This window comes from Bradyrhizobium sp. BR 10289 (genome assembly GCF_019455385.1).
Taxonomy (GTDB): domain Bacteria; phylum Pseudomonadota; class Alphaproteobacteria; order Rhizobiales; family Xanthobacteraceae; genus Bradyrhizobium.
Genome location: NZ_JACOFR010000001.1, coordinates 114,127 through 133,386, shown reverse-complemented (window position 1 = coordinate 133,386; position 19,260 = coordinate 114,127). Strand labels below are relative to the sequence as shown.

The 19,260-nt window shown below is 64.3% G+C and carries 23 protein-coding genes; 6 read left to right on the top strand and 17 right to left on the bottom strand.

All coding sequences use genetic code 11. The annotated features are described in order from the left end of the window. Positions 1-137: 137 nt before the first annotated feature. From HYH08_RS00635 to HYH08_RS00620, 4 genes are read right to left on the bottom strand one after another with little or no spacing between them, the layout of a single operon-like run. Positions 138-1,571 (bottom strand): amidohydrolase family protein, encoded by a 1,434-nt coding sequence (locus HYH08_RS00635; protein ID WP_220007806.1) that lies wholly within the window; start codon positions 1,569-1,571, stop codon positions 138-140. A gap of 16 nt (positions 1,572-1,587) precedes the next feature. Next, positions 1,588-2,616, bottom strand: a complete 1,029-nt coding sequence (locus HYH08_RS00630) for an ABC transporter substrate-binding protein (protein ID WP_220007805.1) — start codon at positions 2,614-2,616, stop codon at positions 1,588-1,590. Positions 2,617-2,657: 41 nt separating this feature from the next. Further along, positions 2,658-3,434 (bottom strand): ABC transporter permease, encoded by a 777-nt coding sequence (locus HYH08_RS00625; protein WP_220007804.1) that lies wholly within the window; start codon positions 3,432-3,434, stop codon positions 2,658-2,660. Beyond that, on the bottom strand, positions 3,434-4,297 hold the full coding sequence (locus HYH08_RS00620) for an ABC transporter ATP-binding protein (protein ID WP_220007803.1): 864 nt from the start codon (positions 4,295-4,297) through the stop codon (positions 3,434-3,436). Before HYH08_RS00620 ends, HYH08_RS00625 begins: the two co-directional genes overlap by 1 nt. A gap of 192 nt (positions 4,298-4,489) precedes the next feature. Here HYH08_RS00620 and HYH08_RS00615 point away from each other — a divergent pair, with 192 nt between their 5' ends. Next, entirely contained in the window at positions 4,490-5,248 is a 759-nt protein-coding gene (locus tag HYH08_RS00615) for a GntR family transcriptional regulator (protein WP_220007802.1), read from the top strand. Here the strand turns inward: HYH08_RS00615 and HYH08_RS00610 are convergent. Further along, complete coding sequence (locus HYH08_RS00610; RefSeq protein ID WP_220007801.1) at positions 5,245-5,661, bottom strand: nuclear transport factor 2-like protein; 417 nt, start codon at positions 5,659-5,661, stop codon at positions 5,245-5,247. The genes HYH08_RS00615 and HYH08_RS00610 overlap by 4 nt on opposite strands. A gap of 173 nt (positions 5,662-5,834) precedes the next feature. Here HYH08_RS00610 and HYH08_RS00605 point away from each other — a divergent pair, with 173 nt between their 5' ends. Then, the gene (locus HYH08_RS00605; protein ID WP_220007800.1) at positions 5,835-7,076 is read left to right on the top strand and encodes an amidohydrolase family protein; all 1,242 of its coding nucleotides are present in this window, start codon (positions 5,835-5,837) and stop codon (positions 7,074-7,076) included. A gap of 207 nt (positions 7,077-7,283) precedes the next feature. Further along, positions 7,284-7,607: a hypothetical protein gene (locus HYH08_RS00600; protein ID WP_220007799.1), complete on the top strand. Its 324-nt coding sequence runs from the start codon at positions 7,284-7,286 to the stop codon at positions 7,605-7,607. A 15-nt stretch (positions 7,608-7,622) separates the two neighbouring features. Here the strand turns inward: HYH08_RS00600 and HYH08_RS00595 are convergent, their stop codons facing one another. From HYH08_RS00595 to HYH08_RS00565, 7 genes are all read right to left on the bottom strand, one after another. Next, positions 7,623-8,540 (bottom strand): DUF1932 domain-containing protein, encoded by a 918-nt coding sequence (locus HYH08_RS00595; protein ID WP_220007798.1) that lies wholly within the window; start codon positions 8,538-8,540, stop codon positions 7,623-7,625. Beyond that, the gene (locus HYH08_RS00590; RefSeq protein WP_220007797.1) at positions 8,540-9,409 is read right to left on the bottom strand and encodes a substrate-binding domain-containing protein; all 870 of its coding nucleotides are present in this window, start codon (positions 9,407-9,409) and stop codon (positions 8,540-8,542) included. Before HYH08_RS00590 ends, HYH08_RS00595 begins: the two co-directional genes overlap by 1 nt. 22 nt (positions 9,410-9,431) lie before the next feature. After that, positions 9,432-10,115 (bottom strand): 4-carboxy-4-hydroxy-2-oxoadipate aldolase/oxaloacetate decarboxylase, encoded by a 684-nt coding sequence (locus HYH08_RS00585; RefSeq protein WP_220007796.1) that lies wholly within the window; start codon positions 10,113-10,115, stop codon positions 9,432-9,434. Then, a complete protein-coding gene (locus tag HYH08_RS00580) occupies positions 10,112-10,825 on the bottom strand; it encodes a PIG-L deacetylase family protein (RefSeq protein WP_220007795.1) in 714 nt (237 codons plus the stop codon). The genes HYH08_RS00585 and HYH08_RS00580 overlap by 4 nt, the downstream gene beginning before the upstream one ends. A 66-nt stretch (positions 10,826-10,891) precedes the next feature. Further along, positions 10,892-12,193, bottom strand: coding sequence for a C4-dicarboxylate transporter DctA (dctA, locus tag HYH08_RS00575; protein WP_220007794.1), 1,302 nt, complete (start codon positions 12,191-12,193; stop codon positions 10,892-10,894). Further along, entirely contained in the window at positions 12,190-13,074 is an 885-nt protein-coding gene (locus HYH08_RS00570) for an amidohydrolase family protein (RefSeq protein WP_220007793.1), read from the bottom strand. Before HYH08_RS00570 ends, dctA begins: the two co-directional genes overlap by 4 nt. 29 nt (positions 13,075-13,103) lie before the next feature. Continuing rightward, positions 13,104-13,814 carry a TetR/AcrR family transcriptional regulator gene (locus HYH08_RS00565; protein ID WP_220007792.1) on the bottom strand — a complete coding sequence of 237 codons (711 nt, stop codon included), beginning with the start codon at positions 13,812-13,814 and terminating at the stop codon, positions 13,104-13,106. Between the two features lie 113 nt (positions 13,815-13,927). Between HYH08_RS00565 and HYH08_RS00560 the strand changes: the two genes are divergently transcribed. Further along, a complete protein-coding gene (locus HYH08_RS00560; RefSeq protein WP_220007791.1) occupies positions 13,928-14,908 on the top strand; it encodes a tripartite tricarboxylate transporter substrate binding protein in 981 nt (326 codons plus the stop codon). Between the two features lie 10 nt (positions 14,909-14,918). After that, positions 14,919-15,704 (top strand): ABC transporter substrate-binding protein, encoded by a 786-nt coding sequence (locus HYH08_RS00555; protein ID WP_220007790.1) that lies wholly within the window; start codon positions 14,919-14,921, stop codon positions 15,702-15,704. Positions 15,705-15,718: 14 nt separating this feature from the next. Here the strand turns inward: HYH08_RS00555 and HYH08_RS00550 are convergent, their stop codons facing one another. Next, the gene (locus tag HYH08_RS00550) at positions 15,719-16,864 is read right to left on the bottom strand and encodes a mechanosensitive ion channel family protein (RefSeq protein WP_220007789.1); all 1,146 of its coding nucleotides are present in this window, start codon (positions 16,862-16,864) and stop codon (positions 15,719-15,721) included. A gap of 124 nt (positions 16,865-16,988) precedes the next feature. Here HYH08_RS00550 and HYH08_RS00545 point away from each other — a divergent pair, with 124 nt between their 5' ends. Beyond that, the gene (locus HYH08_RS00545) at positions 16,989-18,239 is read left to right on the top strand and encodes a DUF763 domain-containing protein (protein WP_220007788.1); all 1,251 of its coding nucleotides are present in this window, start codon (positions 16,989-16,991) and stop codon (positions 18,237-18,239) included. A 97-nt stretch (positions 18,240-18,336) separates the two neighbouring features. Here HYH08_RS00545 and HYH08_RS00540 read toward each other — a convergent pair whose 3' ends face one another. From HYH08_RS00540 to HYH08_RS00525, 4 genes are read right to left on the bottom strand one after another with little or no spacing between them, the layout of a single operon-like run. Beyond that, the gene (locus tag HYH08_RS00540) at positions 18,337-18,519 is read right to left on the bottom strand and encodes a hypothetical protein (protein WP_502787382.1); all 183 of its coding nucleotides are present in this window, start codon (positions 18,517-18,519) and stop codon (positions 18,337-18,339) included. A 32-nt stretch (positions 18,520-18,551) separates the two neighbouring features. Then, a complete protein-coding gene (locus HYH08_RS00535) occupies positions 18,552-18,815 on the bottom strand; it encodes a hypothetical protein (protein ID WP_220007787.1) in 264 nt (87 codons plus the stop codon). A gap of 15 nt (positions 18,816-18,830) precedes the next feature. After that, complete coding sequence (locus HYH08_RS00530; RefSeq protein WP_220007786.1) at positions 18,831-19,058, bottom strand: hypothetical protein; 228 nt, start codon at positions 19,056-19,058, stop codon at positions 18,831-18,833. Continuing rightward, a complete protein-coding gene (locus HYH08_RS00525; protein WP_220007785.1) occupies positions 19,055-19,255 on the bottom strand; it encodes a hypothetical protein in 201 nt (66 codons plus the stop codon). The genes HYH08_RS00530 and HYH08_RS00525 overlap by 4 nt, the downstream gene beginning before the upstream one ends. Between the last annotated feature and the right edge of the window lie 5 nt (positions 19,256-19,260).

The window sequence follows — 19,260 nt, the reverse complement described above, 5'->3', positions numbered from 1 at the left end:
AATTAGATAGGATACGAATTATTAGGTCGCAATCATCACGCCGATCACGAATTGGCGATTAGCTATCGATACAAATACAATTCAGGGGAGGTTCCACCTGAGCGCTCCCCATTCACGGCCGAACTAAGGTGCCCGCCCTACTCGCAGGCGAGCTGCCGCTCGAACCATTCGGAGAGCCGCTCCGACAGCGGCGGCCAGATACGCTGGAAGCCTTCGAGCTTGCCAACATTGGCGCGGTACATCTCCCGCAATTCCTGATCTATCGCGGGCAGATCAACGCCGGCACATGCCCCGTTCCGCACGATCGTCTTGCCGGCGACGACGACCTCTTTCACCAGCGATGCGTTCCCCCGCGCGAACAGCAGCGCCATGGGATCGACCGTCATGATCCGGTCGCGGTCGAGCCGGTCGAGATCGATCACGACGTAATCGGCGGGATTGCCCGCGACGAGCTCACCATTGCCTGGCGCGCCGGTGGCGCGACGGCCATTGCGGATGGCGAGCGCGAACATCTCGGCCGGCGTCCACGTCGCCTTGAAGCCGACGCCGCCATGGACCATGTGCACCAGTCGCATTTCGCGCAAAATGTCGTCGTCCTCGTCCAGCGCCAGCCCGTCGACGCCCACAGTGACGGAGCAGCCGCATCGATGCGCGGCGGCGATCGGGGCAAGGCCCGAGCGCAGATGCATGTTCGAGCTGAAATTGGTGACGATGCGTGCGCCGGAGGCCGCGATCATCTCCAGCTCGTCCGGGCGAGCGTGGATGCAGTGCGCCAGCGTCAGGCGTTCCGAGAGAAAGCCGACGTCGCGCAGCCACCGCACCATGTCGGGAAAGTTCTGATCGGCCCAGGCGCGCTGGTACACGGTCTCCAACAGATGCATGTGGATGCGGCGGCCGGTCCGCGCCGAGTTTTCCGCGACCGCCTCCAGCAGCGGCTTCGAACACCATTGCACGCCAGCGGGTCCGAGCTGCACATCCACCATCGGGCCGGCGATAGCTTCCCAAATCACGTCGGTCAGCTCGATGTAGGCCTTGGGCGACATCGGCGCGCGGACGAACAGGTCTTCGATCGTCTTGCGGTCGTCGCCAGCAAGACCCGAAAGCATCGGCTCTGCATCGCCATAGACGATCGGATTCTGGTCGCGCACGGCGAGCGCAAAGGCGATGCGGATACCGACATCGGACGCGGCCCGCGCAATGGCTTTGACCTCATCCAGCAAGGGCATCATCCCGCTCGGGCGGGTGTAATGCACCATCATGGCAGCGCAGCCTGCCCTGGCGGAACGGGCCAGCGCGGACGCGGCTGTCAGATAGGGATCGACTGGCGTGCCGAGCGCCGTCCGCAGGATCCAGTTCTCCAAGGGCATGCCGACCGCGCCGAAGGACGATGCTGTGGCGCGGGCGTGGTCATGGGCATTGACGAAGGCCGGAATGACAAAGGAACGCGGGCCGGCCTCCGCTCCTTCCGATATCTCGGTGATGATACCGTCGTCGTGCCGCAGCACGACATTGTCGCTGACGCCGAGATCATGACCACGGAACAGGCTGGTTGCCGCAATCTCCGTGACCATGACCGTCCCTCCAAGATCAGTTGGCAGTATACACCAACTCCCGCTCCGCGCGCGGCGGCAGGAATTCGCGCGAGAACACCTCTGCGGGCGTCGGTGCGCGGGCCAGCTGATAGCCCTCGACCACGATGCCGATGGCGCGGGTCATGCGGTCATCCTTGATGTCGCCGATGCCGATCTCCTTCATCTCCGGCGAGACGATCAGCTTCTCGAAGGAATATTGCAGCCGACGCTTCTCGACATCGGCATTGATGAGGTTGTCGTAGTTCAGCGCCGCCTTCATGCCGGCGTTCTGGTCCTTGGCGACCGCAATGGCGCCCTTGTTGATGGCGCGAACGAGACCGGCCACCGCCTTCGGGTTCGACGCGATCAGCTTCTTCGAGACCATCACGCCGTTGGAATAGAGGTCGAGGCCATACTCACCGAACGAGAACCATTTGAAATCCTTGTCCGGGTCTTGGCGGTTGAGCACGAGGTTGAAATAGCTGGTGATGTTGAAGACGAGCGCGGCGTCGATGTCGCCCTTGATCAGCATCGGCTCCTGCAGGTTCGGCGCCATGTTGGAGATCTTGATCTTCTCGCCGTCGAGGCCGTTCTTGCGGGTGAACACCGGCAACAGCCGCGTCGTCGGCGTGCCTTGCGCGCCGCCGAGCGTGTGGCCCTCGAAATCCTTGATGGTGTTGATGCCAGAGGTCTTCTTGGCGACGATCGCGAAGGGCGGCTGGTTCCACATCATGTAGACCATCACGGGCGCCTCCTGCGGCTTGGTCGAGGCGTTCTGGATGATGGCGTTGACGTCGCCGAAGCCGGCGTCGTACGCGCCGGACATCACGCGCGTGACGGTGGCGCCGGAGCCCTCACCCTGGTCGATCACGACGTTGAGTCCTTCCTCTTTGAAGAAGCCGTTGTCCTTGGCGTAGAAGAACGCGGCATCGCTGCCTTGGGTCTTCCAGCCCAGCGTGAACTTGATCGTGGTTTCCTCGGCCGCAGTGGCGGCGCCCGCGGACAGGGCCAATCCGAGCAGCGCGGCAGTTACTATTCTCAACATCGAGACCTCCTCCAGCTTCGTTGCATGACGGTTCAGAAAAATCAGGTTGCAATCACGTCGTTCTTGCGCGTGGCCCAGCCGGTGACGCGGCCCTCGATCAGCGAGAACACCACGTAGAGTGCGACGCCGAGGCCGGCGAGCACGAACAGGCCGGCGAACACCAGCGGCACGTTGAAATTGGAGGACGCGGTCATCATGACATTACCGATGCCGCGGTTGGAGGCGACCGTCTCCGACAGCACCGCACCGACGAAAGCGTAGGATATCGCGACCTTCAGCGAGGCGAAGAAGAACGGCATGGTCCGGGGAAGCCCGACATTCCACAGGATGTCGAACTTGCTGGCGCCGAGCGCCTTCAGGACGTCCTCGAGCTCGGGCTCGGTGGTCGCAAGGCCCGTTGCGATGTTGACGACGATCGGGAAGAAGCAGATCGACAGTGCGGTCAGCACCGCCGGCACCGTGCCGGAGCCGAACCACAGCACGAAGATCGGGACAACCGCGACTTTTGGAATTGAGGAGAAGCCGATCAGCAGCGGATAGCAGGTGTCGTAGGCAGTCCTGGAGACCCCGATGATGGCGCCGAGGGCAACGCCGAGCGCGACACCGAGGGCGAAGCCGAACATGGTAGTCGCCAGTGTCTGCACGATATGCGGCCACAGCACCGGAAAGCGCTGGACCAGCGTGACGAACACCTGCGAGGGCCGCGGCAGCACGAGGTCGGACATGCCCGTCATCAGGCAGAACAATTCCCAGGCGACGAAGAACAGCACGATCAGCCCCGCCGACCACGCCTTCTGCCTGACATCGATCCCGAACATCAGCCTGTCCCCTGCGCAGCTGCGCTGCGCGCATCCTCGATGAAGGCGCGCAGCTTCTGGTTCAATGCGACGAAATCCGGCTCGAAAGTCATGGCGACGGTCCGCGGCCGGGCGAAATCGACACGGCTGTCATCGAGGACGCGGCCGGGACGCGCGCTCATCACGCAGATGCGGCTCGCAAGGAAGCCGGCCTCACGCAGATCGTGCGTCACCAGCAGCACGGTCGGCCTGTGCGTCATCCAGAGATCCTGGAGGATCGCCCACAGCTCCTCGCGGGTGAACTGGTCGAGCGCGCCGAAGGGCTCATCGAGCAGCAGCATGCGCGGCTCGTGGATCAGCGCGCGGCAGAGATTGGCGCGCTGGAGCATGCCGCCCGAGAGCTGCCAGGGATAGCGGCTGCCAAAGCCCTTGAGCCCGACCTGCTCCAGCAGTGCGTTGGCCTTGTCGCGAAACTCGGTCTTGCGCAGCTTGCGGAAGTTGGAGCGATACGGCTCGACGATCTTCAGCGGCAGCATGATGTTCCGCTCGATCGTCATCCACGGCAGCATGGTCGGGTTCTGAAACGCCATGCCGACCCGCAGCGCCCGCGCCGCGACTTCGCGGCCGCCGACGATCACGACACCGCTGGTCGGCTGCACCAGACCGGAGACGAGACGAAGGATGGTCGATTTGCCGCATCCGGATGGACCGACCAGTGCGACAAACTCGCCGTCGGCGATCTTGAGCGTCGTCTTCGCCAGCGCGGGCACGGCGCGATCGCCCCGTCCAAAGGTCACGGAGGCCTCGGACAGCTCGATGGCGGTGACGGCGGCCGCTTCGGGAACGGGCTGGCCGTCGAACTGGGCGTTGGGTTGCATGCGCATCACAGCCAAAGTGCATGCAAGCTGGATGCCAGCAGTCGCCTGCCGCAAAATCAGAGGTTTGGGCTAACTGCCCCGCTGATTTGCCGGCTTCGAATTAGGCAATCCCGCCATCAAATTGCATGCAATTGGGGCGCGGGATTGCCCCGGCCTGTGCTAAAGAAGGCGCACGACCCTCCCCTCAAGGATTCGCCGATGGCGGCGCGCGCCACCAGCAAGACGTCTGAATCATCCGACAAGGTCAGCGTGATCTGCCGTGCGCTCCGGCGTGCGATCATCGAGCAGGCGCTGGAGCCCGGCGCAAAGCTGCCGGAGGATTCGCTCGGCGAGCGCTTCGGCGTCAGCCGCACCATCGCCCGCCACGCGCTGGGACAGCTCGCTGCCGAAGGCCTGGTCGAGCTCCGGCGCAACCGCATCGCGGTGGTGGCGACGCCGAGCTGGCAGGAGGCGCGCAACGCCTTCGACGTCCGCATCGAACTCGAACGGCTCGTGGTCCGCCAGCTCGCGGGCAAGCTCACCAAGGCCCAGATCGCCGAGCTGAACGCCCATGTCGATGCCGAGGACGGCGCGCGCGGCGGCACGGATGCGGTCTCGATCCGGCTTGCCACCGAATTCCACATCCTCCTCGCGCAAATGACGAACAGCCCGATCCTGGTGCGTTATGTCAGCGAGGTCGCCTATCGCTGCTGCCTGACGCTCTCGCTCTACAGCCGGCCGCATTCCACCGAATGCGCCATCAACGAGCACCGCGCCATCATCGCCGCGCTGGCCAAGGGCGACGAGGCCAAGGTGATGGACTTGATGCACCATCACCTCGATTCCGTGGCCAATCGCGCGCTGGTGGCCCCTGCTCCGCAACGCGGCCGCGACCTGCTCGATATCCTCGCGCCTTACGCGGACGAGGCGACGAACGATCGCGTCGTCAAGCTTCCGAAGGTTGCGCGAAGAGGTTAGACTTCGATCCCGCGCTGGGCCAGAATGCGCTCGGCGCTGTCGTTCCAGACGTCCATCTTCACAATCTGGCCGCCCTTCACGACGAAGCGATCGACATAGCGGTTGCCCTCGAACGGCGTACCGTCCATCCATTCGCCATAGAGCGTGCCGACGCTGTAGACGACGGTCTCCTCCGCGCCCGGGCAGACGTCGAACCGGTCCATCTTCTTCTTGACCCAGCGATAGCGCTTGGCGTTGAAGCCGGTCGGCCCGCGCGGATGGTCGAACTCGCGCCCGCCAGTGAACGTGATCACCGTGCCCGGCTTCATGTAGGCGGAAGCGGCGTCGGGATCTGGTATCATGGAGGCCGTGAGATAGGCTTCCACGATTTCGGCGTCGGTCATCGGGCGTTCGGCTATTGCGGGGGCGGACATGTCAGCTTCCCTTGTTATCTTCCTTGGCGGCTTCTGCGGGCTCCGGATATTCTACAATTCGTACCTCAAACTGCATGCACCTTTTTTGAACAATGTGACGGCAGAACTGCACACAATCTGGAGCTGCCGCCTCCCGAAGCTTCCGCTAGGCTACCACAATTGAATCCGACGCCATGACCAGCCACTCCGCCTTCGACCTGATCTTTCGCCACGCCCTGTTGCGTTCATCCGCCGCCCCCGTCGATATCGGCGTCAAGGGCGGCCGCATCGCCGCGATCGAACCAAAACTCGCCTGCGAGGGCGTCGAGATCGACGTCGGCGGGCACCTCGCTTTGCCCGGCTTCGTCGACACCCACATCCATCTCGACAAAGCCTGCCTGCTCGGCCGCTGCGAGCACAATCACGGCAGCGTCTCGGAGGCGATCCGCGCCGTCGCCGGGATGAAGAAGGATTTTACCGTCGAGGACATTTACGCGCGGGGCCGGAAAGTGCTCGAGCGCGCGATTGTGAACGGCACGACGCGGATGCGCACGCATGTCGAGATCGACCCGCGCATCGGCCTGCGCGGCTTCGAGGCGGTCAAGGCGCTCAAACGCGACTATGCCTGGGCGATCGATCTCTCGCTCTGCGTGTTCCCTCAGGAAGGCCTGACCAACGATCCCGGCAGCGAGGAGTTGCTGGTGCAGGCGCTGCGCGATGGCGGCGAAGTCATCGGCGGCTGTCCCTACACGGACACCGACCCGAACGCCCATCTCGAACGCATCTTCGATCTCGCCGAGGCGTTCGACGTCGACGTCGACCTCCATCTCGACTTCGATCTCGATCCATCCTGGTGGCATCTCGACGAGGTCTGCCGGCAGACCGAGCGGCGCAACTATGGCGGACGGGTCGCGATCGGCCACGCCACAAAACTGTCGGCTTTGCCGCCGGAGCGGCTGAAGGCCGCCGTCGCGCAGCTGGCGACATCAGGCGTCGCGGTCACCGTGCTGCCCGCGACCGATCTCTACCTCATGGGCCGCGACGCCACCCACAATGCCCCGCGCGGGCTGACCCTCGCCCACAAGCTCGCCGGCGACGGCGTGTTGTGCTCGGTCGCCACCAACAACGTGCTCAATCCCTTCACGCCGTTCGGCGATGCCTCGCTGCTGCGCATGGCGAACTTCTACGCCAACGTCGCGCATGCCTCCGTCGGCGATTTCGACACCTGCCTCGATCTCGTCACCGACCTGCCGGCGCGGCTGATGAACCTCACAGACTACGGCATCGAAGTCGGTCATCCCGCCGATCTCGTCGTGCTCGACACGCAGGACAGCCGTTTTGCGATCGCCGAGCTGCCGGACATCCTGACGGGCTTCAAGAGCGGCCGGCAGACCTTTGCGCGGCAGCGCCCGACGCTGTTCCGCCCCGGCCTCTGAACGGCTCTCGGCGCATAGCTGCATTGACGTGCGGCTGATTCCCACAGCTTTTCCGTCCAATGTTACCGCTCGCGGTTCTAGGATTCCGAATCCGGTACTCTCCCGGATAGTCGATCCTCTCCGATTCCCGATAGGTGAACCCATTGCAAATCCCGAGGTGCCGGCAAGGTGGGCCCTGCACCGATGTCTGGATTAAAACGGGGACGCATGGACCAGTTCAGCGCATTCAGCAGCATCGATTATCAATCCCTCCGGGCCAGCACGCCCGCCGAAACCGCCGTCAAGCGGCTGAACGGCATCGGCGAAGTCTTGTCCGGCCTCGACGTCTCGGCGATCCACACCCAGGACGACATGGCCCGCGCGCTGTGGACGCTCGACACCGCCGACAAGTGCATCCGCATGATCCTCGCCGAGTTCCGCACCGAGCGCACGACGGATGTCGTGCGGGAGGCCAACAGCCTGATCGATCTGATCGAGGCTGCCCGCGACGAGGTCTCGGGCTATCGCGACAGCGGCAGGGTGTTGAGCTGAGCGGCGCCTTCGGCGTCAGCGCTTGATCCTTGCCAGAATGCGATCCGCCTCGATGCGCCAATCGGCGCTGCGGGCGAACTCCCTGGTTCCCTTCGGCCCAAACAGGCCTTCATCGGCCAGATCCGCCACCCAGGCCTGACGCTCGGCCGTGCCCTGCGCCGACCACGGCGTCAGCCCGGCTTCACGCACGGTCTCGGCGACTTCCCGCACTTCTTCCGCGCGGCGGCGGCCGTGCTCGATCACGCGCTGGAAGAAATAGGCGCCCTGCTTCTCCCAGTTGATGGCAGGAAAGGTTTCCGTGAGCGAGGCCAGCACCGCATCCTCGACGCCATAGGCGCGCGCGGTGGTGAAACTTTCGATGACCATGGCCTCGAGGCCCTTGATCATGATGCTGCGGCACATCTTCACAGCCGAGGACACGCCGAGCTTGTCGCTCGCAACCTTCGCGGCAAAGCCGATCGCGTTCAGCAGCGGCTCCAATTCCCTGGCACCGGGACCGCCGAGCAGCAATGGCACCTTGATGCGATAGGGCGGCACCGACGTCATCACCGCGCCCTCGACATAGCGCCCGGCGGCGCCGTCGATCAGCGCCGCCGCGCGCTGCTTGGCGCCGGGCGAGGCCGAATTGAAATCGAGAAACCAGGTGCCCTGGTTGATCGCGGTCGCGCAGGCCTTGGCCACGGGCACCGCCTGGCTTGCCGTGACGGCCGAGATGATGAAATCGGACTTTGCGGTCAGCTCGGCGTGAGATGCCGCGAGCGTCACGCCCTGTTGCGCCGCATGTTCCTTCAGCGCAGCGCCCTGCTCGCCCCCGAGCTTGATGTCATAGGCGGCCACCTTGATGTCCTGCTTACGCAAATCCTCGGCGAGGATTCGGCCCACCTCGCCATAGCCAACCAGCCCGATCTGCCAGCGCCTGGGATCACCTGCCATCAGTTCAGTCCTCGCGTCGTTTCATCGAACAGCTCCTCGACCGCATAGCGGCGCGGGATCAGCGCCTGCTGGAATGCGTAGTCGACGATCAGCTCGAGCGGCTTTCTGTTGGCCTCGATCCCGAACGGAACAAGGTCGGGCGTTGCCGGAGCGCCCATCCGGTCCTTGTTCCGCTTGAGCAGATCATAGACGCCGACAACGACATCAGGGCGCGATTTCGCAAGGCTCTCGGTCACGACCACGAGATGATTGACCGGCACGATTCCGCGGCGCGCGTACCACCTTGCGGCCTCGGCTGCGGGATCGGGGAACAGCGGCTTCAGCTTGGGATTGTCAGAGGTCTCGCCAAGGACGGCATCGACCTCACCGTCGAGCAGCATTTGCAGGACCTTCTTGTCCTTCGGTGCGCGCTCGGTGGTGTCGACATATTCGGCGACATGCGGATCCTCGAAGGTGACCCATTTGATCCTGTCGAGATTGACGCCGTGGTCGTTGGCCAGAATGCCCCTGATCCAGGCGCCGGTCGTCGTCGTGAAGGAGCGGATGCCGACGCGCTTGCCTTCGAGATCGGACGGCCCGAGCGTTCCGCGCGCGGGATTGTACAACGCATGGGAATGCTGGAAGCGGCCGAGCATGGTCGCGGGCAGCAACACCAGCGGCTTGCCGTGCGCTTTCGCCATCAGATAGGTGACGATCGCCATCTCGCAGACGTCGAAGGCCTGCTCGCGCACCATCGGCTTGAATGCCGTGTTGGTCGGCGTGTAATCGATGAAGTCGAGATCGAACAGGTCGGAGCGCAGCTCGCCGCTCTTCACTGCCTTGACGTGGGGGTGACTGCCGAGCACGGCCTTCAGCTTGAGACGATCCATCCGCCCGCTCCGCTTGTCTTCTTCAGATGTCCTCGGAGGTGTCGACATAGACGAGACCCGCCTTCGCCAGCGCCTCACGCATGCCGTACATGTCGAGGCCGAGCTCGCCCGAGGCGAGACGCTTGCGCTTGCCGCCTTCGTCGGCATTGCGCTTCCTGGCCTTCTCGGCGACCTCGGCGGCGTAGCGCTTCGGCACCACGACGACGCCGTCGTCATCGGCGACGATGATATCGCCGGGATCGACATTGACTCCGGCGCAGACCACGGGGACGTTGACCGAGCCGAGCGTCGCCTTGACCGTGCCCTTGGCCGAGATCGCGCGCGACCACACCGGAAAGTTCATCTCGTGCAGCGCTTTGACGTCGCGGCAGCCGGCATCGATGATCAATCCCTGCACACCGCGCGCCTGCAGCGAGGTCGCGAGCAGTTCGCCGAACATGCCGTCAGTGTTGTCGGTGGTGCAGCCGACGACGAGGATGTCGCCCTTCCTGCACTGCTCGATCGCGACATGGATCATCCAGTTGTCGCCGGGCTGCGCCAGCACGGTGACCGCGGGGCCGGCAATCGACGCGCCGGCCCAGACCGGGCGCAGATAAGGCTTCATCAGCCCGATGCGGCCATAGGCCTCGTGCACGGTCGAGACGCCGTACTCCGCCATCCCGGCGGGGTCCGCTCGCTCAATGTTGCGAACGACGACCGGCTTCATGCCAGTTCCTCAGCAACCGTCGGGAACAGGCGCTGATAGGCCTCGCCGTAGGTCATGGGCACGCCGGTGTTGCGGCTGCCCTGGATGCCGCGGTTGAGCGCGACGCGTTCGTAATAGCCCCAGAGATGTTTTTGCGCTGCCAGGATCTGGAACGCTTCGTATTTCTGTTGCCAGACCTCGTCGATCTTGAGCAGCAGGTCCGGCTTGTAATTGCACTGTTCGGGCTGGTGCGGCTCGAACAGGAACACCGGCGGCGCCGAATATTTGTACTGCGCGCCGGGCTTGTGGCCCATCGCCTGCGCGACCACGCGGGTCTCCTGCGCGAAATGCGCGGCATTCGGATGGTCGAAATTATAGGGGTCTTCCAGCGCATGCGTCAGCACGAAGCTTGGATTAAGCTCGCGGTAGATGTCGACCATGCGGTCGAAATGCGCCTCCGTGAGCTTTAACGGATAGTCGCCGCAATCGAAGAACTCGATCTCGGCGCCGAGCAGCCTGGCCGCACGCTCCGCCTCGTCCTTGCGACCGGCCTTGACCGATTCCAGCGTCGCGCCCTTCTCCTTCCAGGCGAACTGGCTTTCGCCGCGCTCGCCGAAGGACATGCAGACGATCTTCATGCGATAGCCCTTCTTCGCATGCAGCGCGATGGCGCCGCCGGCGCGCCAGACGAAGTCGCCCGGATGGGCCGTGACCACGAGACCTGTTTTCATGGGAGAGCTCCCCTCCTTCGTTCGTCAATATCATAGGCTGCCTGCGTCATGCCGGCAGCCAATTCGTCAGGCGGCAACGGCGGCAGGTTCCTCGCCGTCGAGCATGCGCCTCAGGCGCCCGCTATCGAGCGCGCCTTCCCATTTCGCAATCGCGATGGTCGCAACCGCGTTGCCGATCAGATTGGTTGGCGTCAGCCCCTGCGACATCAGTCGATGGATGCCCAGCACCAGCGCCACGCTCGTCACCGGAATGGTGCCTGTCGCCGACAGCGTCGCCGCCAGCACGACAAAGGCAGCCCCGGCGATGCCCGCCGCGCCCTTGGATGTCACCAGCAGGATCAGCAGCAGCTCGACCTGCTCGGCAAGCCCGAACGGCGTGTTGGTTGCCTGCGCCAAGAACACCGAGGCAGCGGCAAGATAGAGACAGGTGCCGTCGAGATTGAAGGAATAGCCGGTCGGGATCACGAGCCCAACCACGCTCTTCTCGCAGCCGGCCTTCTCCAGCTTGGTCAGCATCCGCGGCAGCACGGTCTCCGATGATGTCGTGGCGATGCAAATCAACAGCTCTTCCCAGATGTAGCGGATCAGCTTGAGCAGCGAGAAGCCGCAGAACCGCGCGACCGGACCGAGCGCCACGACGATGAAAATGACGCAGGTGAGATAGAAGCCGCCCAGCAGCTTGCCGAGCGAGGCCAGCGAGCCCACGCCGAACTTGCCGACCGTAAAGGCAATCGCCCCGAACGCGCCGATCGGCGCTGCCCACATCACGAAGGCGACGACCGCAAACACCATCTTGGCGGCGATGTCGATCAGGTTGACTAGCGGCATAGCGCGCTCGCCGAGCTGCACCAGCGCGAAACCGCACAGAACGGAGATGAACAGCACCTGGAGGATATTGCCCTCGGCAAAGGCGCCAATGAATGTCGCGGGAACGATGTTGAGCAGAAACGGCACGAAGCCGATCACGGCGGTCTGCTTGACGTAGGGCTCGACGGCGCTGGCATTGATGCTGGCGGGATCGATGTTCATCCCGACGCCGGGCCTGAGCACATTCACCGCGATGAGGCCGATGATCAGCGCGATCGTCGTCATGACCTCGAAATAGACGATGGCCTTGACCGCGACGCGCCCGACCCGCGCCATGTCGGCCATGTGGGCAATGCCGTGGACGACCGTGCAGAAGATGATCGGCGCGATCAGCATCCGGATCGCCTTGATGAAGGCGTCGCCAAGCGGCTGCATCCTGGCGCCCGCCTCGGGGCTGACGATCCCAAGCGCGATGCCGGCCGCCATGGCGATGAGCACCTGGATCCAGAGCTCCTTCCACCAGGCCCGTCCGCGCGGCTTGTCGATCGCCATTGCCGTCATCTGTCAAACTCGAACAGACGCGCGGGATTGTCGACCAGGATCTTCTGCTGCAGCTCCGGCTCGGGCGCGAACAGCGGGATCAAATCGACCAGATCGCCGTCGTTCGGCATCACCTTGACGTTCGGATGCGGCCAGTCGGTGCCCCAGATGATGCGATCGGGCGCAGTCTCGACGATCTTTCGCGCGAACGGCACGGCGTCGGTGAAGGGCGGACCGGCCGAGGACACCCGCTCGGAGCCGCAGATCTTGACCCAGCACTTCTCGTCGCGCTGCATCAGCTCGATCAGGATCTTGAACGGCAGCTGGTCGAGCCCTTCGGACGCCTTCACGCGCCCCATATGGTCGATCGTGTAGCTCAGCGGCAGCCGTGTCAGCATGTCGGCATATTCGGGCAGGTCGATCGCATCGAAGTGCAGATCGATGTGCCAGCCGAGCGGCGCGACTGCCGCGACGATGCGGTCGAACACGCGCTTGTCGGGAACGCCGCCGAGATGGCGGACGAAATTGAACCGGCAGCCGCGGAAGCCGCCCTCGTGCAGTACGCGAAGCTCGCGCTCGGTGATCGTATCGTCGATATTGGCGACCGCGCGATAGGCCCCATTGCTCTGCGCAATCGCATCGAGCGCCACCGTGTTGTCGGTGCCGTGGACGCTGGCATTGACGATGACGGCCCGCTCGACGCCGAGCTTGGAATGCAGCGCCTTGAAGTCTTCCAGCGGCGCATCCGGCGGCGTGTAGGAGCGGTCAGACGCGTAAGGGTACTTCGAGCCCGGTCCGAAGATGTGGCAATGCGCATCGCACGACAGTTTTGGCAGCTTGAATTTTGGCGTGCGCGTGTTCGGATCGGGCGGCGGAATGGTGGGCGTGTACAACATCGTCATCACTTCAACCGCCGAACGAGAGTGCTTCTTCAGGCCTTGCTGGGGACGGCCGGTCGCCGCCGCACCGGTGCGGCTTGATCGAGCGCCGGCGCCTGGAACGCGGCGACGGTCGCCTGCACCAGTTGCTCGATGGCGCTGGCGGCATCACTGCCGTCGGCCTCGCCGCGCGACAGTCGCGAGACGCGGTCCGGCGTCACCAGCGAATAATACAGTGCGCCGAGCAGGAAATGGCTGCGCCACACGATATCTGTGCGCGGAATGTGCGGCAGGCTCTCATGGATCGCATCGATGAAGGCGTGGCTGGTGTCGTCAAAGGTCTGCGCGATGATTCTTCGCGCGACATCGTTACCCTCCGCCGACATCACCGCGCGCAGCCGCGTGAAACGCGCCCCGCCGCCGGCGAGATCGCTGCCCGAGGTGAAGGCCGGCACCACATAGGCGCGCACGATCGCTTCCAGCCGGTCCCGCAGATCACGCACGCGCTTCGCCGCGGCAAGCAGCTCGGAGCGGCGCAAGTTCATCGGACCGCAATGCCGCCGGTAGATCTCCAGCAGCAGGCCGTCCTTGGTCTTGAAATGATAGGTGACGCTGCCGGGATTGGCCCCGGCGGCCTGCGCGATGTCGCGGACCGAGACGGCGTTGAAGCCGTTGGTGGCGAACAGCTCCTCGGCCGCGGCGAGGATCGCCTCGCGCATGTTGGGCTTGCGGGCCGTTTCCTTGCTGGCGGGCTTGCGTACCATGGGATTTGTACTATCGTACAAAAGATCAGGTCTCGTCAACAAAAACGATGGGCAGCGTCGAAGATGGCTTCGAGACCGCCTGACGTAACGCAAACGCCCGAGGAGTGCTGGGAATGCTGGGTTTGAACAAGACGATCGGCCGCTTGATGCTGGGTGCCAGCCTGCTGCTGGCGGGTGGCGCCGTGCAGGCCGCCGATACCTATCCGAGCAAGCCAGTCCACATCCTCGTGCCCTATGCGGCCGGCGGCGCGGTCGATGTGCTCGCGCGTACGCTCGCTCAGGCGCTGGCGAAGAATTGGGGCCAGCAGCCGGTGATCGACAACCGTCCCGGCGCCGGCGGCATCGTCGCCTCGCAGGCCCTGACGCAGGCTGCACCCGACGGCTACACGCTGATCCTGGTCGCGAGCGGCCATCCGCTGAACCAATTCATCTATCCGAGCGTGCCCTACGATACGTTCAAGGATTTCACTGCGATTACGGAAGTTGCCTCCTCGCCGCTCGCGATCGTGGTGGCCAAGGACAGCCCCTACAAGACACTCGGCGATCTTCTCGCCGCCGCGAAGAAAGATCCGGACAAGCTGTCTTACGGCATGTCCGGCAACGGCACCTCCGCGCATCTCGCCGGCGAACTTCTCAAATACATGTCCGGCACAAGGATCGTCGCAATCCCCTACAAGGGCGGCGCGCCGGCGCTGACCGCGGTGATCGCCGGCGAAATCCCGCTCAGCATCAATCCGCTGGCGGAAGCGATCGGCCAGCTCGAAGGCGGCCCGGTGCGTGCGCTCGCGGTGACCTCAGCCGAGCGCTCCAAGGCGCTGCAGGATGTGCCGACGGTCGCCGAGGCCGGCGTGTCAGGTTACGACGTCTCGGTCTGGTGGGGCGTGCTCGGGCCAGCAAAGATGCCGCCGGAGATCGTCGCCAAGCTCGAGACCGATCTGAAGGCCGCGCTGCAGGATCCGAACGTGCTGTCCACGCTCGGCAAGATCGGCGCTGCCCCGGTCGGCTCTTCGCCCAAGGAGTTTGACGCCTACATGCACGCCGAGGCGACCAAATGGGAGCCGGTGCTGAAGGCCGCTGACATCAAGGCACAATGAGGCTCTTCCGATGAGAACCTCTCTTGCACGGGCCGCGCTGCTCGCGGCAGCAATCATCAGCCCCGTCAGCGCGCCCGCGCGCGCCGACGGCGAGGCAAAACTGCTGGCGCCGAGCGGCACCTTGCGCGTCGGCATCTATCCGGGCAGCCCGACTTCGATGGTAACGGATGCGGCCGGCAAGCCGCACGGCCTCGCCTACGATCTCGGCGGCGAGCTGGCAAAGCAGCTCGGCGTTCCCATTGACTATGTCAAATTCCAGCGCGTCGCCGACATCGTCGCCGCGATCCATGACGGCCAGGTCGATTTCACCGTGACCAATGCCACGCCGGCGCGCGCCAATGACGTCAGCTTCACCCAGCCGGTGCTCTCGATCGAGCTCGGCTTTCTCGTGCCTATGAATTCGCCAATCGGCAAGGTCGAGGACATCGACAAACCCGGCGTCAAGATCGGCGTCACCAAGGGCTCGACCTCCGAGCGGACGCTGCCGGCGAAGTTCAAGAACGCGACCATCGTTCCCGCCGAAAACGTCAAGGTCGCCATCGCCATGTTCGGGAGCAGTGAGATCGACCTTTACGCCACCAACAAGCCGACGCTGTTCGAGATGTCCGACCAGATGCCGGGCTCGAAAATCCTCGACGGCAATTGGGGCCTGGAGCACCTGGCCATCGCCATTCCCAAGGGACGCGACGCCGCACTCCCCCTGCTCAACAGCTTCGCGGCGGAAGAGCAGTCCTCCGGCGCGCTGGAGACGATCCAGCAACAGGCGGGGCTGCGCGGCGCGGCCAAGGCGCACTAGAAGCATCGTACCGGTCAGTTGTGGGCGCTCGCCCGCATCTTCTCCGGCGCAGCAGATCGTTGCAGAAATTCGGTGTCGTCGCCGCCGCCCTGCGGGATCAGGATCGCGCGCTCGCGCGGCAGGGCTTCCGGCATCTCGTCGCGGATGAAGGCAATCAGCCTCTCCCGCATCTCGCAGCGCAGGTCCCAGGATTGCGGCGCATTGCGTGCGCTGACCAGCGCACGGAGCTCGATGGTGCGGGAATCGGCGTCGATCACCTGGAGATTGACCACCGCGCCGTCCCAGAGCTTGGACTCCTTCACGGCGCCCTCGAGCCAGCGGCGGATACGCGGCACGTCGGCGCGGTAATCGACATGCAGCGCGATGACGCCGATCAGGGATGCGGTGTCGCGCGTCCAGTTCTGGAACGGCTTTTCGATGAAATAAGACAGTGGCACCACCATCCGCCGCCAGTCCCACAGCCGGATCACGACATAGGTCGCGGCGATGTCCTCGACCCAGCCCCATTCGTTTTCGATGATGACGGCATCCTCGATCCGGATCGGCTGGGTGATCGCGATCTGCAAGCCCGCGATCAGATTGCTGAGCAGCGGGCGGGCGGCAAGACCGACGATCAGACCGGCGGCACCGGCGGAGGCGAACAGGCTGACGCCATATTGCCGGACCGAGTCGAACGTCATCAGCGCGGTCGAGACCGTGATGATGACGATGATGATGTCGGTGACGCGCTTGAACACGCGGACTTGCGTCACGTGCTTGCGCGCGACGAAATTCTCGGTGACATCACGAAAATTCTGCAGGTAGCGCGCCGCGCTCATATCGACGATCCGGATCGAGATCCAGCCGATCAGCGCGATGAAGGCGACGATGAACAACCGGGTCAACGGCGTGCGGAACGCGTCGTCCAGTGGTGCAAACGGCAACACCAGGGCCACGGCTGCAAGACACAGCGCCAGCTGCGCCGGACCAGATGTCCGCTCGACGAACACGCCGATGAGAGGCAGGCGCGTTGCGAAGGTGCGATTCAGCAGCCAAGCCGCGAGTCGGTGGAACGAGAGCGCAAGCATCATGGCCCCGGCGACGAGGCCGAGACCGATAATCCATGATGGTATCCACCCGAACATCTTGTCGATGTCGGCCATGACAGCCTGCCAATTCATCCATGTCCCCCGGATTGCGTTCGCTTGCCGCCAACGCGCCGCTCTCGACTTGGCTCCCCCGCTCAGTGCAATGCAGCATTCCGCAGGTGCAACCGTGGGCGAACTGCGCTATTTTAGGGCATCCATGACTCGTCGTACCGGCAGCGCCGATCTTCCTCTCCACACCGGGCGGGTTCCGCCCTGGCTCGCGAGCCGTATGGCTTCGCTGGGCGCGATCGTCACGCAGGCGATCGTGCTTCATTACGGGCGCGATGCCTTCCTGCAGCGGCTGTCGCATCCGTTCTGGTTCCAGTCGTTCGGCGCCGTGATGGGGATGGACTGGCACTCCTCGGGGATCACGACATCCGTGATCGGCGCGCTCAAGCGCGGGCTTGGCCCGCTCCAGGACGAGCTCGGCATCTATGTCTGCGGCGGCCGCGGCCAGCATTCCCGCAAGACCCCTGACGAGCTGTTGCAGCTCGGCGACCGCGTCGGCTTCGACGGCGTCAGCCTCACGCGTGCCAGCCGGCTGGTGGCGAAGGTCGACAGCGCCGCGGTCCAGGACGGCTTCGATCTCTATCTGCACGGCTTCTTCGTCACCGCCGACGGCAAATGGACCGTGGTGCAGCAGGGCATGAACGGCGACAAGCGGCAGGCCCGCCGCTATCACTGGCATTCCGAGGCGCTGAAGAGCTTCGTCGATACGCCACACAGCGCGATCGACGGGCCGCAGCAAGGCGAGATCGTCAATCTCACCGACCATCGCGCCGATGTCTCGCGCAGCGCGCAGCTGGACCTTTTGAGCCATCTCGGTCCCGACCGCATTCTCTCCGAATTCGAGCGGCTTTCGGGCATAGCGTCCGAGCCGGCGCAGGCCATGCTGCCGCATCTGATCATGCCCGCGCATCATGATGTCAGGCCAAAGGACGTGTTTGCACGCCGCCTGCACGGCACCCTCGCGGCCGCAGCCGAGCGCGGGCCCGTTGATTTCCCGGAACTGCTGCTGACGCCCGGCGTCGGTGCGCGCACTGTGCGCTCGCTGGCGATGGTCGCCGAGGTCGTGCACGGCGCGCCCTATCGCTTCAAGGATCCGGCGCGCTTCTCGCTCGCCCATGGCGGCAAGGACCGGCATCCCTACCCGGTTCCGATCAAAATCTATGACGAGACCGTCCGCGTGCTCAAGGGCGCGATCCAGAACGCAAAGCTCGGGCGCGAGGAAGAGATGCAGGCAATCAAGCGCCTCGACGACCAAGCCCGGCGGCTGGAGCGCACTGCGCGGGGGCCATCGGTCGAGGCCTACATCGCCGGCGAGCGTGCCGCGTCACCTGATCTCGACGGCCGCTCCGTGTTCGGCTGGGAACGCGATCTCTTCGCAACAAAAAAGCGGACCGGCTGAGCACCGGTCCGCAAGTTTCAGCGGGAGGACCGCTCGCTAGGTTTTACTGGCGTCCGGCTCATCATCGAGCCGGTTGGCCGAATGATCCTGGTACTGCTCAGTCTGGATGGACTTGCCGTCCATGCCGCGAATGTCCGAATGCCTGCTTCTTGTCGCGGTTGGACAGCACCATGTTGTCGCCAACCAGGTCCTTCGGCACGTCGGTCATTGCGCCGGTGCCATCGCCCTTGCCATGCATGCCGGATCTGAAGTGCGTCTTGCTGCCGTGTCCGCCTGGCATTGATCTCTCCTCTTGCAGTGATCTTCCGAAGGTTAGTGCTTCTGTTGCGCTGGCGTCGGTTTGGGCGGTTTGTGGCCGCTCTGGCCAGAATCGTTGTGCTTGTTGTGATCGCTTTCCTGGTTGAGGCCGCCGCGGCTCACCGGAAACTCGCTGTGACGCGCCTCCGGGTTGGCACGATGGGCGCGCGTGTCTTGCGGGTTATGACCGACGGCCTGCTCGAGCTCTCGGGCATCCGGAACATCCGGCTTCCGCTCGAGAATGCGCACCTGCTGTTCGTGAGTCTTCTTGCCCTGCATTGGGGGCCTCCAATCTTACCGGCCTCTTCGGCTCGACCCGCTGCGCGCGACATCCTTGTCGATACCGCCACCGATGTTCACGTCGTTCTCGACGTCACCTTCGATCGTGTTCTCGCCCACAACGTCTTCGAAGTCGTCTGGCGAAACGCCTGCCATGTTCGCTCCCTTCGATCCGCCGATCAGGGGATTGTCGCGGAGATCCTTGTTGGTCGGTGCATATAATTTTGCGTGCTTGCTGCTCATGATTTTCCACCCTTCTCTGCGGGGTCGTGCCTGTGATGGGAATCGTGTTCCCCACCGCCGCCGGAGACGCGGCTGTGCTTGCGTTGCGGGTCGTCCGCAGGCGGCTTTTTGACCTCCAGCGGCGCTTTCGCATTCTCGTGCGATGCGCCGGGTCCGCCCTGACGAATGCTGTTCGGTGTCTTGGTGGATGTCGACATCGGCG

Bases quoted from the DNA above. Each gene is read 5' to 3' on its own strand.
- HYH08_RS00570 (WP_220007793.1), bottom strand. From the start codon at position 13,074: ATGACGATGTTGTACACGCCCACCATTCCGCCGCCCGATCCGAACACG.
- HYH08_RS00590 (WP_220007797.1), bottom strand. From the start codon at position 9,409: ATGGATCGTCTCAAGCTGAAGGCCGTGCTCGGCAGTCACCCCCACGTC.
- HYH08_RS00610 (WP_220007801.1), bottom strand. From the start codon at position 5,661: ATGTCCGCCCCCGCAATAGCCGAACGCCCGATGACCGACGCCGAAATC.
- HYH08_RS00585 (WP_220007796.1), bottom strand. From the start codon at position 10,115: ATGAAGCCGGTCGTCGTTCGCAACATTGAGCGAGCGGACCCCGCCGGG.
- HYH08_RS00560 (WP_220007791.1), top strand. From the start codon at position 13,928: ATGCTGGGTTTGAACAAGACGATCGGCCGCTTGATGCTGGGTGCCAGC.
- HYH08_RS00580 (WP_220007795.1), bottom strand. From the start codon at position 10,825: ATGAAAACAGGTCTCGTGGTCACGGCCCATCCGGGCGACTTCGTCTGG.
- HYH08_RS00565 (WP_220007792.1), bottom strand. From the start codon at position 13,814: ATGGTACGCAAGCCCGCCAGCAAGGAAACGGCCCGCAAGCCCAACATG.
- HYH08_RS00530 (WP_220007786.1), bottom strand. From the start codon at position 19,058: ATGAGCAGCAAGCACGCAAAATTATATGCACCGACCAACAAGGATCTC.
- HYH08_RS00605 (WP_220007800.1), top strand. From the start codon at position 5,835: ATGACCAGCCACTCCGCCTTCGACCTGATCTTTCGCCACGCCCTGTTG.
- HYH08_RS00525 (WP_220007785.1), bottom strand. From the start codon at position 19,255: ATGTCGACATCCACCAAGACACCGAACAGCATTCGTCAGGGCGGACCC.
- HYH08_RS00625 (WP_220007804.1), bottom strand. From the start codon at position 3,434: ATGTTCGGGATCGATGTCAGGCAGAAGGCGTGGTCGGCGGGGCTGATC.
- HYH08_RS00550 (WP_220007789.1), bottom strand. From the start codon at position 16,864: ATGAATTGGCAGGCTGTCATGGCCGACATCGACAAGATGTTCGGGTGG.
- HYH08_RS00540 (WP_502787382.1), bottom strand. From the start codon at position 18,519: ATGCCAGGCGGACACGGCAGCAAGACGCACTTCAGATCCGGCATGCAT.
- HYH08_RS00555 (WP_220007790.1), top strand. From the start codon at position 14,919: ATGAGAACCTCTCTTGCACGGGCCGCGCTGCTCGCGGCAGCAATCATC.
- HYH08_RS00620 (WP_220007803.1), bottom strand. From the start codon at position 4,297: ATGCGCATGCAACCCAACGCCCAGTTCGACGGCCAGCCCGTTCCCGAA.
- HYH08_RS00615 (WP_220007802.1), top strand. From the start codon at position 4,490: ATGGCGGCGCGCGCCACCAGCAAGACGTCTGAATCATCCGACAAGGTC.
- HYH08_RS00600 (WP_220007799.1), top strand. From the start codon at position 7,284: ATGGACCAGTTCAGCGCATTCAGCAGCATCGATTATCAATCCCTCCGG.
- HYH08_RS00635 (WP_220007806.1), bottom strand. From the start codon at position 1,571: ATGGTCACGGAGATTGCGGCAACCAGCCTGTTCCGTGGTCATGATCTC.
- HYH08_RS00545 (WP_220007788.1), top strand. From the start codon at position 16,989: ATGACTCGTCGTACCGGCAGCGCCGATCTTCCTCTCCACACCGGGCGG.
- HYH08_RS00535 (WP_220007787.1), bottom strand. From the start codon at position 18,815: ATGCAGGGCAAGAAGACTCACGAACAGCAGGTGCGCATTCTCGAGCGG.
- HYH08_RS00630 (WP_220007805.1), bottom strand. From the start codon at position 2,616: ATGTTGAGAATAGTAACTGCCGCGCTGCTCGGATTGGCCCTGTCCGCG.
- HYH08_RS00595 (WP_220007798.1), bottom strand. From the start codon at position 8,540: ATGGCAGGTGATCCCAGGCGCTGGCAGATCGGGCTGGTTGGCTATGGC.
- dctA (WP_220007794.1), bottom strand. From the start codon at position 12,193: ATGACGGCAATGGCGATCGACAAGCCGCGCGGACGGGCCTGGTGGAAG.